The organism is Bacillus sp. GBSW19 (genome assembly GCF_002998655.1).
Lineage (GTDB): Bacteria > Bacillota > Bacilli > Bacillales > Bacillaceae > Bacillus.
On the sequence record NZ_PVRF01000006.1, the window covers coordinates 12,289 to 25,201 of the forward strand.

A 12,913-nucleotide genomic window follows, 5' to 3' on the forward strand; every position below is an offset into this window, starting at 1 on the left:
AAAAGGTGTTCCACGTGTAACATTTCGTCGAACACCTTTTGTTTTTTAGAAGAATTGTCGAAAGGAGCAATCAACGATGTTATTTGATACACATGCCCATTTAAATGCTGAACAATATAATGAAGACTTAGAGCAGGTGATCGAAAGAGCGAAAAGTGAAAAAGTCGAAAAAATCGTGGTGGTAGGGTTTGACCGCCCGACAATTACGAGAGCAATGGAATTAATTGAAGAGTATGATTTCATCTATGCAGCCATTGGCTGGCATCCAGTCGATGCCATTGATATGACAGATGAGGATTTGCTGTGGATCAAAGAATTATCTCAACATGAAAAAGTCGTTGCGATTGGAGAAATGGGTCTGGATTACTATTGGGACAAGTCGCCAAAAGATGTACAAAAGGAAGTCTTTAGACGTCAAATTGCTCTTGCGAAGGAAGTGAATCTTCCAATCATTATTCATAATCGTGACGCAACGGAAGATGTCGTGACGATCTTAAAGGAAGAGGGAGCGGCTGATGTTGGAGGGATTATGCATTGCTTTACTGGCAGCCTAGAAATCGCAAAAGCGTGTATGGATATGAACTTTTATATTTCATTCGGTGGACCCGTGACATTTAAAAATGCCAAAAAACCGAAGGAAGTTGTCAAGGACATACCAAGTGACCGGCTTTTAATTGAAACAGACTGCCCTTACTTAACGCCAGCGCCATTTAGAGGGAAACGTAACGAGCCAAGTTATGTGAAATATATCGCAGAACAGATCGCGGAGTTACGAGAAACAAGCTTTGAAGAGCTTGCTGAATTGACCACAAAAAATGCGAAAAAAGTTTTCGGTATAAACTGACAGTATATGATGTCAATCCTTGTTTAAGCTTGTCCAATTGTGAAACATAACGAAAATGTTCTACACGTTTGCGCCTCCTCATAGGATAAGTTGTCGATAAGTCTTTCTTCCCTTCCTTCCATCAATCTCCCATAATAGGGTTACAATCGAGCATTTTTGTACAGTGGGAGGAAGGGTTGACAGGTTTTGAGATACTCTATATAATCTCTCCGAGGAGAAGGAGGCGTTTTTCATCGTACAAAAAATGAAAAATCTGTTTTCTGTTAAGCTAGGAAAAGGCAAGGTTTTATTACTAGTTGTTTGCTTGCTTTTAGCTGGAACTGGGACGGCTTACGGTGCGCATGAGCTCACTAAGCAGTCTATTACCATTTCAATCAATGGTAAAGAGAAGACAATTCGTACACATGAAGAGACAGTAGCACAGCTGCTTTCAGACCTTGGAATAAAGACCAGGGCGGAGGATCATATCTCTCCAAGTCTAAATACAAAAATTGAAGACAACATGAACATTGTGTATGATGCGGCTATACCGGTTCATCTGACCCTAGATGGGAAAGAGAAAACGATATGGACAACAGATCAGACGGTTGGAGCATTATTGAAGAATGAGAAGATAGATATTGGGAAGCACGATCAAGTAACTCCAGGAAAGAATGACAAGATTAAAAAGGATATGAATCTTGTGGTTCAGCAGGCCTTCCAGGTCAGCGTAAATGATGGAGGAAAAGATAAAAAGGTGTGGACCACTTCGACTACGGTCGCTGACTTTTTAAAGCAACAAGAGCTGAGGCTCAAGAAGCACGATAAGATCAAGCCTGCGTTACATAGTAACCTTTCTAAAAAGAGCGCAGATATAAAGATCACTCGGGTGGAAAAAGTCACCGATGTAGTGGAAGAGAAAATTGCTTTTGATACCAAACATAAAAAGGATCGTTCTCTTGAAAAAGGAAAAGAGAAGGTGCTTAAAAAAGGTGAAGAAGGTAAATTGAAGAAGCACTATGCCATTGTGAAAGAAAACGGCAAAGTGGTGTCTAAAGAATTGATTAAAGAAGTGACTGAAAAAGATAGCAAGGATCGTTTAGTGGCTATTGGTACACAAGTGTCCAATAAAGAGCCTAAAGCGACACCTGCCGTTTCAAGAAGCAATGAATCGTCTGGAAAAGAATTTTATGTGGCGTCGACAGCCTATACAGCGAGCTGTGCTGGATGTACGGGCAGAACGTCAACAGGCTTTGATTTAAAAGCAAATCCGGGTGCAAAGGTTATAGCAGTAGATCCGAGTGTCATTCCGCTAGGCTCTAAAGTGTATGTGGAAGGCTATGGATATGCCGTTGCATCAGACACTGGATCTGCTATAAAAGGGAATAAAATCGATGTGTTCGTCCCAAATAAGTCGGCAGCTTATCAATGGGGAAATAAACGAGTGAAAATTAGAGTACTCAAATAAACACATCAAATCATTTATATGAACAGAGGGCTTTGCGCACCCTCTGTTTTTTTGGTTATAATAGAAGCACTGTTTTCTAATTAATTAGACGCAAAAACAGCATGAAAGGTTTCATTTTTTAACCAAAAATTGTTTATTGTTTTTGCAAGCGGAGGAATACATGAAAATCAAAGAAATCATTGTGGTGGAAGGTCGTGATGACACTGCCAGAGTGAAGATGGCAGTTGATGCAGATACGATCGAAACAAACGGATCAGCTATTGGTGATACAGTTATTCAACAAGTGCGTCTTGCTCAGGAGACGAGAGGGGTCATTATTTTAACTGATCCTGATTTCCCTGGTGAGAAGATCCGGAAAACCATCGCAGAAGCGGTTCCTGGCTGTAAGCACGCATTTTTGCCAAAACATCTTGCGAAGGCGAAGCGAGACAAAGGAATTGGTGTCGAGCATGCTTCCTTGGACAGTATTCGAGAATGCCTAGCCCATGTCCATGAGGAAATGGAAGAATCGGAAAGTGACATTACATTAGATGACTTATTTGACGCAGGCCTTATCGGAGGAGAAGCATCGAAACGCCGCCGCGAACGACTAGGTATGCTTTTAAATATAGGATATACCAATGCGAAGCAGCTGCAAAAGCGCCTTCACATGTTCCAAATAACCAAACATGATTTTATTGCGGCCTTAAAGACCGTCATGCAGGAGGAAGCCGATGAATAAAGATATTGCGACACCCATCAGAACGAAGGAAATACTGAAGAAATACGGTTTCTCTTTTAAAAAGAGCTTAGGGCAGAACTTTTTAATTGATACAAATATACTCGATCGTATTGTCGATCACGCAGAGGTGACGGATGAGACCGGCGTGATTGAGATTGGGCCTGGTATCGGTGCATTGACCGAGCAGCTCGCTAAGCGTGCAAAGAAAGTCACCGCTTTTGAAATCGATCAGCGTTTATTGCCCATTTTAAACGATACGCTTTCTCCATATGATAATGTCACGATCATTCATCAAGACGTATTAAAGGCGGATGTGAGGAAGGTCATCGAGGAAAATTTTGCTGACTGTAAAGAAGTGATGGTTGTCGCCAACCTTCCATATTACGTGACGACACCGATTATTATGAAGCTGCTTGAAGAAAACCTTCCATTGAAAGGGATTGTCGTCATGCTGCAAAAAGAAGTAGCAGATCGTATGGCAGCAGTCCCTTCATCAAAGGAATACAATTCGCTGTCTATCGCAGTTCAATACTATACGGAAGCGAAAACAGTAATGGTTGTGCCTAAAACGGTTTTTGTTCCACAGCCTAATGTGGATTCGGCTGTGATTAAACTAACCGTTCGTGAAACGCCTGCTGTCTCAGTAGAAAATGATGCGTTTTTCTTTCAATTGATCCGTGCGAGCTTTGGTCAGCGCCGAAAAACATTGATGAATAATCTCATGAACAATTTACCTGATGGAAAAAAACATAAAGCCATCATCGAAGAAGCACTTCAAACAGCAGACATTGATGGAAAGCGCCGCGGCGAGTCATTATCCATTGAGGAATTTGCCTGTTTGTCGAACGTTTTACAAAAAGCTCTGTCTTAAGGGCTTTTTTCTTTTGTTTTTCACCACTTTGTTCGTTCGGGCATAGGCTAGAAAGAACAGCACACATGAAAGAAGAACATATTTTAGCGTAAGACGATACCAACAGGATATGAGCCTGATTGTGGAGTGAAAAGCATGCAATTTCAAATAGGAGATATGGTGACAAGGGCATCCTATCAAATGGATATTTTGTTTCGAATCATTCGAATTGATGAGACCGATCAGCACGAAGCTACCGCCATATTGCATGGGAATGAAGTGAGGCTGATTGCTGATGCCAAGTTGTCAGATCTCGTCAAGGTTCAAAAAGAGGAACAGCTGACTAGAGAGAAAAATGACGAACGAAAAATCAATGAATCGCTTGACTTACTTAGACAGGATTATCAGCTGCTGCGGGAAAAACAAGAGTATTATACTTCTGGACAATATCAGCATCAAGAGCAGTATTTTCACATGCCTGGAAAGGTCCTTCATTTAGATGGAGATGCTTCATACTTAAAGAAATGCTTGGATGTATATGAACGAATTGGTGTACCTGTGTACGGTGTGCATTGCCATGAGAAGAAAATGCCAAGCATGATTGACTCGTTAATTGATCAATATCGACCAGATATTTTGGTCATCACAGGACATGATGCGTATTCCAAGCAAAAGGGCGGCGTACATGATATCGGTGCCTATCGCCATTCTCGTCATTTCGTTGAAACGGTTCAAAAAGCAAGACGGAAAATTCCTCATTTAGATCAGCTTGTGATCTTTGCAGGTGCCTGTCAATCTCATTTCGAATCATTGATCCAAGCAGGTGCCAATTTTGCGAGCTCGCCTTCCCGTGTGAATATCCATGCGCTCGACCCCGTCTATATCGTTGCGAAGATCAGCTTCACTCCATTTGTAGATCGAATCAACGTGTGGGATGTGCTCCGAAATACATTAACAAGAGAAAAAGGCCTCGGAGGCATCGAGACGAAGGGCGTTCTAAGGGTAGGTATGCCATATAAAAGAGACCATGAATCGACATAACCCGACTGATTACAGTCTGGTTTTTTTTATGTTCAAAAAGAAATTGCAAAAGGATACATAATTCACCGGAATTTGAGAAAAATAGGGAGAAGAAAAGGTAGAAGTTTGTCAAAATTATTTTGTTGACAATGGCTCGTGTTCGTTGATATAATTTAATTTTTATTTGACAAAAACGAGCCGTTGTTGTATAATTATCTCAGTGAGGTGGATGCAATGGCGAAGACTTTGTCCGACATCAAAAGATCGCTTGATGGTAACTTAGGTAAACGTTTGACGTTAAAGGCTAACGGGGGCCGCCGTAAAACAATTGAGCGTTCGGGCATTTTAGCTGAAACGTACCCTTCTGTATTTGTGATTCAATTAGATCAAGATGAGAATTCGTTTGAAAGAGTTTCTTATAGTTATGCAGATATACTGACTGAGACGGTCGAATTAACGTTCGATGATACCGCTAGCTCAGTCGCCTATTAATGGGCAGTGAACTTCTTGTTTACTGCTTTTTGTTTTGCCTTTTTTTCTGAATGGGAGTCTGTCCATTTTTTGAAAGGGGTAAAAGAAAGGATTCGATACAAAATAAGAAAGCCACACAAGCAGTGGCACTGATTCGAATTCTCGACTAAAGGGGCTGTTTCGTTTGGGTAGACGCCGAGGTATTATGTCAGATGAGTTCAAATACGAGCTGGCGAAGGATCTTGGATTTTATGATACCGTCAAAAATGGAGGCTGGGGAGAGATTCGTGCGCGTGACGCAGGTAATATGGTCAAACGTGCCATTGAATTAGCTCAACAGCACATGGCTCAGGATGAGAATCAACGATAGAAAAACGGTCAGGGATACCTCGGGTGTCTCTGGCTTTTTTTGATGAAAAAGTCAGTGTGCTCGGCGTAAAAGCCTATATTCATCAGATCCATCAAATGTGATACAATATTGATACTTATGTTTAGATGGAGAAGTAGGTGAAATGTTTGCGTATTTTAGAAAAAGCACCGGCAAAAATTAATCTCTCACTTGATGTTCATGGAAAAAGACCGGATGGATATCACGAAGTGGAGATGGTGATGACAACAATAGACCTTGCAGATCGACTAGAGCTGACGGAGCTGGACAAGGATGAAATCCGTGTATCATCTCATAATCGATTCGTGCCAGATGATCAGCGTAATTTGGCTTATCAGGCGGCTAAATTGCTCAAAACAAGGTTCGGTATTCAAAAAGGTGTTTCCATTGTCATCACGAAAACAATTCCAGTCGCAGCAGGTTTAGCTGGAGGCAGCAGTGATGCGGCAGCAGCTCTTCGCGGCTTAAATCGTTTGTGGAAGTTGAACCTCACGTTAGATGAACTAGCTGAGCTTGGAGCGGAGATCGGCTCAGATGTGTCCTTTTGTGTACACGGAGGCACAGCACTAGCGACAGGACGTGGAGAAAAGCTGAAGCATATTGCGACACCGCCGCATTGCTGGGTGATTTTAGCGAAGCCGGTGATTGGGGTATCTACAGCTGAAGTCTATAGACAATATGACGCAAGCAAAGTAGAACACCCGAATGTAAAGCGGATGATTGAAGCGATTGAAGCGAAAGATTATAAAGAGATGTGCGGCTCACTCGGCAACGTTCTAGAGTCTGTGACATTAAAGATGTACCCAGAAGTAGATATGATCAAAAGACAGATGAAGCGTTTCGGTGCTGACGCTGTTTTAATGAGTGGAAGCGGCCCTACAGTATTTGGCTTGATTCAATATGAATCGAAGGTACAAAGAATATATAACGGACTGAGAGGATTTTGTGATCAAGTATACGCTGTCCGCATGATCGGCGAACAAAATGCCCTTGATTAAATCCGTATATTAAGTTATATTTATCATAAATTATTCGGGTTCTGGGGGTAAGTTCATGAAGTTTCGTCGAAGCGGCAGATTGGTGGACTTAACAAATTATTTGTTAGCCCACCCGCACGTACTAGTACCGTTAACTTTTTTTGCAGAAAGATATCAATCTGCGAAGTCCTCTATTAGTGAAGACTTAACGATTATCAAACAGACCTTCGAACAGCAGGGAATAGGCACATTGCTTACTGTACCTGGTGCTGCTGGCGGAGTGAAATATATTCCAAAGATTCACCTAAAAGAAGCAGACGACGTAGTAAACGATATCGGAGAGGCTCTATCGACTCCTGAACGTGTACTTCCTGGCGGTTATTTATATTTAACCGATGTTTTAGGTAATCCATCAATTCTTGCGAAAATCGGTAAGCTGTTTGCGACCATCTTTGCAGACCGTGCGATTGATGTCGTCATGACCGTTGCGACAAAGGGTATTCCAATTGCCTATTCTGTTGCGGGTTATTTAAATGTGCCTGTTGTGATCGTTAGAAAAGATAATAAGGTAACCGAAGGATCAACTGTAAGTATTAACTACGCGTCAGGTTCGTCTAACCGAATTCAAACCATGTCACTTGCAAAGCGGAGTTTAGATAAAGGATCCAATGTCCTAATCATTGATGACTTTATGAAAGCGGGCGGAACCATTAACGGCATGATGAATTTGCTTGAGGAATTTAATGCAAATGTTGCAGGGATCGGTGTTCTTTTAGAAGATGAAGGCGTAAATGAACGTCTCGTTGATGAATATGTATCGCTTTTAAAGCTTTCAACCATTGATATGAAGCAGAAGATCATTGAGATCAATGAAGGCAATTTCCACGAGTTTTTTCATTCGAAAGCTTAAGCTTTGATCAAACATGTAGTTGAATGGGAGAGATTGATATGACAAAAGTTGTTCAAACCAAACATGCACCAGCAGCCATTGGACCTTACTCTCAAGGGATTATTGTCAATAACATGTTTTACAGCTCAGGGCAGATTCCATTAACGCCAGCTGGCGACTTTGTAAATGGAGATATTAAAGAACAAACACATCAAGTGTTCCGTAATCTTAAGGCCGTACTTGAAGCAGCAGGTGCTTCCTTTGAGACAGTCGTGAAAGCAACAGTTTTTATCAAAGATATGGAACAATTCGCAGAAGTAAATGAAGTGTACGGTGAGTATTTCCATACACATAAGCCAGCTCGTTCATGTGTGGAAGTAGCAAGACTTCCTAAGGATGCACTCGTAGAAATTGAAGTAATTGCATTAGTAAAGTAAACAGGCAGTCTCAACGAAAGCCGTTTGGTTTCATCATATGCAGGAAAAGACATCATCATGATGTCTTTTTTTCACGCAAAGAATGTAAGCGTCGTCACCAAAATGACAAATAATGTATAAATATCCCGATATTTCAAAAAAAGTTTAAAAAAAGAGCAGGAGAATCACCACAATCGTTGAATACCTAAGTAATGCTTTTATATTGGGAAAAGGTGGTGAACTACTGTGGAAGTTACTGACGTAAGATTACGCCGCGTGAATACCGATGGTCGCATGAGGGCGATTGCATCCATCACGCTGGACCACGAATTTGTTGTTCATGATATTCGTGTGATTGATGGAAACAATGGGTTGTTTGTGGCAATGCCTAGCAAACGCACGCCTGATGGAGAGTTTCGCGATATTGCACACCCAATTAATTCAGGTACTCGGGGTAAAATCCAAGATGCTGTATTAAATGAATATCATCGCTTAGGCGAAGAGGAAGAAACAATTGAATATGAAGAAGCTGGAGCTTCTTAATCATATGTGAATCCAAAAAGACAGCTTTAAGAGAAAATGGAATGTTTTCTTTTAAATGCTGTCTTTTTTGCGTTTTTTCTCTTGTTTCTTATGTCTTTCATCCATTAGAAAATTATTGCACTTCCTCTTGTATCCTTGAAATCAGTCCTTATTTAGGATATATTTTTCTATGGATAATAGGGATATTGGAGGCCAATCAATGGATAAGCGGTTCGCAGTGATTTTAGCAGCGGGAAAAGGAACGAGAATGAAGTCAAAGCTATACAAAGTACTTCATCCAGTTTGCGGAAAGCCAATGGTCGAGCATGTGGCAGATGAAGCGTTAAAGCTTTCTTTAGCCAAGCTAGTGACGATCGTCGGTCATGGAGCAGAGAACGTCAAAGAGCAGCTTGGAGACAGAAGTGAGTATGCACTTCAAGAAGAACAGCTGGGAACAGCACATGCCGTCAAACAAGCAAAGTCGTTCCTTGCGCAGGAAAAGGGAACAACCATTGTCATTTGTGGTGATACGCCATTATTGACAGCGGAAACAATGGAAGCTATGTTGAGCGAGCATCAAAAACATCAAGCGAAAGTCACTATTTTAACTGCACATGCGGATGACCCGACAGGTTATGGTCGTATTATTCGTGACGAAACCGGTGCTGTCGTGAAAATTGTGGAGCATAAAGATGCGAATGATGCGGAACGTCAAGTGAATGAAATTAATACAGGGACCTATTGTTTTTCAAATGAAGATCTCTTCCGTGTGATTGAGCAAGTATCGAATGAAAATGCACAGGGTGAATACTATTTGCCAGACGTCATTGAAATTTTAAAGAATGAAGGGCAAACGGTTGCAGCATATCAAACACCGCATTTTGAAGAAACACTTGGAGTCAATGATCGTATCGCTCTATCACAAGCAGAGCAATTCATGAAGCGACGTATTAATCATCAGCATATGAAGAATGGTGTGACCTTGATTGATCCTGAGAACACGTATATTTCACCAGATGCTGTCATCGGTGAAGATACAATCATTTATCCTGGGACGGTCATCAAAGGGAATGTAAAAATCGGTGCAGACGCTACTATTGGGCCAAACACTGAAATTGTTGACAGCATCGTCGGAGATCGCACAGTGATTAAGCAATCTGTCGTCTGCGATAGTGAGGTTGGAGTCGATGTGACAATTGGGCCGTTTGCTCATATTCGCCCGTTGTCGAAAATTGGCGATGAAGTGAAGATCGGGAATTTTGTCGAAATCAAGAAAACGGTTTTCGGTGACCGCAGCAAAGCATCTCATCTAAGCTATATTGGAGATGCAGAGGTCGGAACTGATGTAAACCTTGGCTGTGGATCTATTACAGTCAACTATGATGGGAAGAACAAATTCTTAACGAAGATTGAAGATGGCGCTTTTATTGGCTGTAATTCAAATCTCGTAGCACCAGTCACTGTCGGAAAAGGGGCATATGTTGCAGCTGGTTCAACGGTTACAGAAGATGTACCGCAGGATGCATTGTCTATTGCTAGAGCAAGACAAGTCAATAAAGAAGATTATGTGAAAAATATTCATAAAAAATAATCCAAATACCCGGAGGTTTACCATGTCTAATCGTTATGCTGATGCGAATTTAAAGATATTCTCTTTGAATTCAAACCCTGAACTTGCTAAAGAAATTGCCGATCGTATCGGAGTTGATGTAGGAAAGAGCTCTGTTAAACGCTTTAGTGACGGTGAAGTCCAAATCAATATTGAAGAAAGTATTCGCGGCTGTGATTGTTATGTCATTCAATCAACGAGTGCGCCAGTCAATGAGCACATTATGGAACTGCTCATTATGGTGGATGCACTAAAACGCGCTTCTGCGAAAACGGTCAATATCGTGATCCCTTATTACGGATATGCACGTCAAGATCGTAAGGCAAAACCTCGTGAGCCAATCACTGCGAAGCTTTTTGCGAACTTACTTGAGACAGCAGGTGCTACTCGTGTCATTGCACTTGATCTTCATGCGCCGCAGATCCAAGGTTTCTTTGATATTCCAATCGATAACTTAATGGCTGTGCCAATCTTAACTAACTATTTCGAACAGAAAAACTTGAAGGATATCGTCGTTGTGTCTCCAGACCACGGTGGTGTGACACGTGCGCGTAAAATGGCAGACCGCCTGAAAGCGCCAATCGCTATTATCGACAAACGTCGTCCGAAGCCAAATGTTGCTGAAGTGATGAACATCATTGGTAACATTGAAGGCAAAACGGCGATTCTCATCGATGATATCATTGATACGGCTGGTACCATTACACTTGCTGCAAATGCACTTGTGGAAAATGGAGCGGCTGAAGTATATGCTTGCTGTACTCACCCAGTATTGTCTGGACCAGCAGTAGAACGTATCACAAATTCTAAAATAAAAGAATTGGTTGTGACAAACAGTATTCATTTAACAGATGACAAGAAAGTTGAAAAATTCATTCCGCTTTCAGTTGGGCCTTTGCTTGCAGAAGCCATCATCCGTGTACATGAAGAAGAATCTGTGAGCTACCTTTTTAGCTAATTTTCTGATTAAAAAAGGCCCTAGGCATCAGCTTGGGGTCTTTTTGCTGTCATCATTCAGAGCAAATAGGTTTAAAATGATTCGCTTATGGGTAATTATGAGAGTAGTGACAAAAATGAAATAGGATGGTGCTGAATATGGCAACTTTAAAAGCAAATAAAAGAACTGATTTCAAACGTTCCACACTGCAAAAAATCCGTCATTCAGGACACGTTCCTGGTGTCATATACGGAAAAAATACAGACAACCTGGCTGTTTCACTAGACAGCATCGATTTATTAAAGACCTTACGTGATGAAGGAAAGAATACAATCATCACATTAGACGTGAACGGTGAAACAAAATCCGTGATGGTCACAGAATTACAAACAGATCCGCTGAAAAATGAGCTTGTCCATGCAGATTTCCAAGTGGTCGACTTACAGCGTGAAATTGAAGCAGATGTACCTGTCCAGCTGATTGGCGAATCTAAAGGGGTAAAAGATGGCGGTGTGCTTCAGCAGCCACTATTTGAACTATCCATTACAGCGAAACCAAAAGATATCCCGCAGCATATTGAAGCAGATATTACAAACTTAGAAGTAAATGATGTCCTAACAGTCGCTGATTTGTCTGTTCAGTCATCATATCAAGTGAATAACGATCCAGAAGAAGTCGTTGCATCCATTTTGCCGCCTCAGCAATCAGAGGTTCCTGAGCCAGATAGCGAAGAGGAACCAAAAGAACCTGAGGCCATTAAAGAAAAGGATAACGATGGAGAATAACTGGTCATTTAGAGACGTAACCCTCCCGCGGTTGCGTCTTTTGTGCTAGAATGAAAAGAATTCATACGTTTTTACATGAGGCAATCCTATTGGCTCATTTTTTAGGCGTGTGCTTTGTGACAAAGGAGGTTATTGGTTCATGATTGCATTCGTTGGATTGGGTAATCCAGGAAAAGAATATGAAAAAACAAGACATAATGTCGGGTTTATGACAATAGATGAATTATCGAAAAAATGGGACATCCCCTTAAATCAATCAAAATTCCATGGACAATTTGGAACAGGGTTTGTTTCAGGGCAAAAGGTTCTACTTGTAAAGCCGCTTACATATATGAACTTATCAGGAGAATGCGTGCGTCCGCTAATGGATTACTATGATATTCCACTTGAACATTTGAAAGTCATCTATGATGATCTTGATTTGCCAACTGGGCGAATTCGTTTGCGTACAAAAGGAAGTGCAGGCGGACATAATGGAATCAAATCGTTGATTCAGCATTTAGGGTCACCTGAGTTTGACCGATTCCGTATCGGCATTGGACGTCCTCAAAATGGCATGAAGGTCGTCGATTACGTGCTAGGACGCTTTTCTGAAGAGGAGCAGCCTGACATTGCATCAGCCATTCAGGCGTCTGTCGAAGCTTGCGAGGCGGCTTTAACAAAGCCATTTTTAGAAGTGATGAATGATTTTAACAAGAAGGTATAAGAATGATAAGCAAAGCACATACTGATTATAAAATCTCAGCATGGGAGGATCACGTATGGCTTTGCATTATTACTGCCGGCACTGTGGTGTAAAGGTTGGCAGTCTAGATGAATCCGCTGTTCAAAGTGAAGCACTTGGATTTCATCACTTAACAAATGAGGAAAGAAACGATATGATTTCTTATAGGGAAAATGGTGATTTACATGTACAAACCATTTGTGAGGATTGCCAAGAGGCGCTCGAAAGAAATCCTGATTACCATCAGTATCATACCTTTATTCAATAAAAAGCTTTGGTGTAGATAATAGACCAAAGCGTTTTTCTGTTTTAA

General features: G+C 41.3%; 16 protein-coding genes. All 16 read left to right on the forward strand.

The window, feature by feature from the left end; all coding sequences use genetic code 11:
- Positions 1-76 precede the first annotated feature (76 nt).
- The 16 genes from C6344_RS18290 (at position 77) to fin (ending at position 12,868) form a co-directional block, all read left to right on the forward strand.
- Positions 77-844 carry a TatD family hydrolase gene (locus C6344_RS18290; RefSeq protein ID WP_034665688.1) on the forward strand — a complete coding sequence of 256 codons (768 nt, stop codon included), beginning with the start codon at positions 77-79 and terminating at the stop codon, positions 842-844.
- Between the two features lie 244 nt (positions 845-1,088).
- Entirely contained in the window at positions 1,089-2,291 is a 1,203-nt protein-coding gene (locus C6344_RS18295) for a G5 and 3D domain-containing protein (RefSeq protein ID WP_034665691.1), read from the forward strand.
- A 160-nt stretch (positions 2,292-2,451) separates the two neighbouring features.
- Entirely contained in the window at positions 2,452-3,012 is a 561-nt protein-coding gene (gene rnmV / locus C6344_RS18300) for a ribonuclease M5 (RefSeq protein ID WP_060595350.1), read from the forward strand.
- Positions 3,005-3,883, forward strand: a complete 879-nt coding sequence (gene rsmA, locus C6344_RS18305) for a 16S rRNA (adenine(1518)-N(6)/adenine(1519)-N(6))-dimethyltransferase RsmA (protein ID WP_060595351.1) — start codon at positions 3,005-3,007, stop codon at positions 3,881-3,883. The genes rnmV and rsmA overlap by 8 nt, the downstream gene beginning before the upstream one ends.
- 135 nt (positions 3,884-4,018) lie before the next feature.
- Positions 4,019-4,903, forward strand: a complete 885-nt coding sequence (yabG, locus tag C6344_RS18310) for a sporulation peptidase YabG (protein ID WP_012008652.1) — start codon at positions 4,019-4,021, stop codon at positions 4,901-4,903.
- Positions 4,904-5,116: 213 nt separating this feature from the next.
- Positions 5,117-5,374, forward strand: a complete 258-nt coding sequence (gene veg, locus C6344_RS18315) for a biofilm formation stimulator Veg (protein ID WP_003217979.1) — start codon at positions 5,117-5,119, stop codon at positions 5,372-5,374.
- Positions 5,375-5,537: 163 nt separating this feature from the next.
- Entirely contained in the window at positions 5,538-5,723 is a 186-nt protein-coding gene (locus C6344_RS18320; protein ID WP_012008653.1) for a small, acid-soluble spore protein, alpha/beta type, read from the forward strand.
- Between the two features lie 146 nt (positions 5,724-5,869).
- A complete protein-coding gene (ispE, locus tag C6344_RS18325; RefSeq protein WP_060595352.1) occupies positions 5,870-6,739 on the forward strand; it encodes a 4-(cytidine 5'-diphospho)-2-C-methyl-D-erythritol kinase in 870 nt (289 codons plus the stop codon).
- A gap of 55 nt (positions 6,740-6,794) precedes the next feature.
- Positions 6,795-7,628, forward strand: a complete 834-nt coding sequence (gene purR, locus C6344_RS18330) for a pur operon repressor (RefSeq protein WP_034665706.1) — start codon at positions 6,795-6,797, stop codon at positions 7,626-7,628.
- A gap of 38 nt (positions 7,629-7,666) precedes the next feature.
- Positions 7,667-8,044, forward strand: a complete 378-nt coding sequence (ridA, locus tag C6344_RS18335) for a 2-iminobutanoate/2-iminopropanoate deaminase (protein ID WP_034665708.1) — start codon at positions 7,667-7,669, stop codon at positions 8,042-8,044.
- Between the two features lie 225 nt (positions 8,045-8,269).
- Positions 8,270-8,566, forward strand: a complete 297-nt coding sequence (gene spoVG, locus C6344_RS18340; RefSeq protein ID WP_034324487.1) for a septation regulator SpoVG — start codon at positions 8,270-8,272, stop codon at positions 8,564-8,566.
- Positions 8,567-8,765: 199 nt separating this feature from the next.
- Positions 8,766-10,136, forward strand: coding sequence for a bifunctional UDP-N-acetylglucosamine diphosphorylase/glucosamine-1-phosphate N-acetyltransferase GlmU (gene glmU, locus C6344_RS18345; RefSeq protein ID WP_034665711.1), 1,371 nt, complete (start codon positions 8,766-8,768; stop codon positions 10,134-10,136).
- Positions 10,137-10,158: 22 nt separating this feature from the next.
- The gene (locus C6344_RS18350) at positions 10,159-11,112 is read left to right on the forward strand and encodes a ribose-phosphate diphosphokinase (protein WP_060595354.1); all 954 of its coding nucleotides are present in this window, start codon (positions 10,159-10,161) and stop codon (positions 11,110-11,112) included.
- Positions 11,113-11,249: 137 nt separating this feature from the next.
- The gene (locus C6344_RS18355) at positions 11,250-11,876 is read left to right on the forward strand and encodes a 50S ribosomal protein L25/general stress protein Ctc (RefSeq protein ID WP_060595355.1); all 627 of its coding nucleotides are present in this window, start codon (positions 11,250-11,252) and stop codon (positions 11,874-11,876) included.
- A gap of 139 nt (positions 11,877-12,015) precedes the next feature.
- Positions 12,016-12,582 carry an aminoacyl-tRNA hydrolase gene (gene pth, locus C6344_RS18360; protein WP_012008658.1) on the forward strand — a complete coding sequence of 189 codons (567 nt, stop codon included), beginning with the start codon at positions 12,016-12,018 and terminating at the stop codon, positions 12,580-12,582.
- 55 nt (positions 12,583-12,637) lie between these two features.
- Positions 12,638-12,868, forward strand: a complete 231-nt coding sequence (gene fin, locus C6344_RS18365) for an anti-sigma-F factor Fin (protein WP_003217967.1) — start codon at positions 12,638-12,640, stop codon at positions 12,866-12,868.
- Positions 12,869-12,913: the final 45 nt, after the last annotated feature.

Bases quoted from the DNA above. Each gene is read 5' to 3' on its own strand.
- fin (WP_003217967.1), top strand. From the start codon at position 12,638: ATGGCTTTGCATTATTACTGCCGGCACTGTGGTGTAAAGGTTGGCAGT.
- glmU (WP_034665711.1), top strand. From the start codon at position 8,766: ATGGATAAGCGGTTCGCAGTGATTTTAGCAGCGGGAAAAGGAACGAGA.
- yabG (WP_012008652.1), top strand. From the start codon at position 4,019: ATGCAATTTCAAATAGGAGATATGGTGACAAGGGCATCCTATCAAATG.
- pth (WP_012008658.1), top strand. From the start codon at position 12,016: ATGATTGCATTCGTTGGATTGGGTAATCCAGGAAAAGAATATGAAAAA.
- purR (WP_034665706.1), top strand. From the start codon at position 6,795: ATGAAGTTTCGTCGAAGCGGCAGATTGGTGGACTTAACAAATTATTTG.
- C6344_RS18350 (WP_060595354.1), top strand. From the start codon at position 10,159: ATGTCTAATCGTTATGCTGATGCGAATTTAAAGATATTCTCTTTGAAT.
- rnmV (WP_060595350.1), top strand. From the start codon at position 2,452: ATGAAAATCAAAGAAATCATTGTGGTGGAAGGTCGTGATGACACTGCC.
- C6344_RS18295 (WP_034665691.1), top strand. From the start codon at position 1,089: ATGAAAAATCTGTTTTCTGTTAAGCTAGGAAAAGGCAAGGTTTTATTA.
- C6344_RS18355 (WP_060595355.1), top strand. From the start codon at position 11,250: ATGGCAACTTTAAAAGCAAATAAAAGAACTGATTTCAAACGTTCCACA.
- veg (WP_003217979.1), top strand. From the start codon at position 5,117: ATGGCGAAGACTTTGTCCGACATCAAAAGATCGCTTGATGGTAACTTA.
- rsmA (WP_060595351.1), top strand. From the start codon at position 3,005: ATGAATAAAGATATTGCGACACCCATCAGAACGAAGGAAATACTGAAG.
- C6344_RS18290 (WP_034665688.1), top strand. From the start codon at position 77: ATGTTATTTGATACACATGCCCATTTAAATGCTGAACAATATAATGAA.
- ridA (WP_034665708.1), top strand. From the start codon at position 7,667: ATGACAAAAGTTGTTCAAACCAAACATGCACCAGCAGCCATTGGACCT.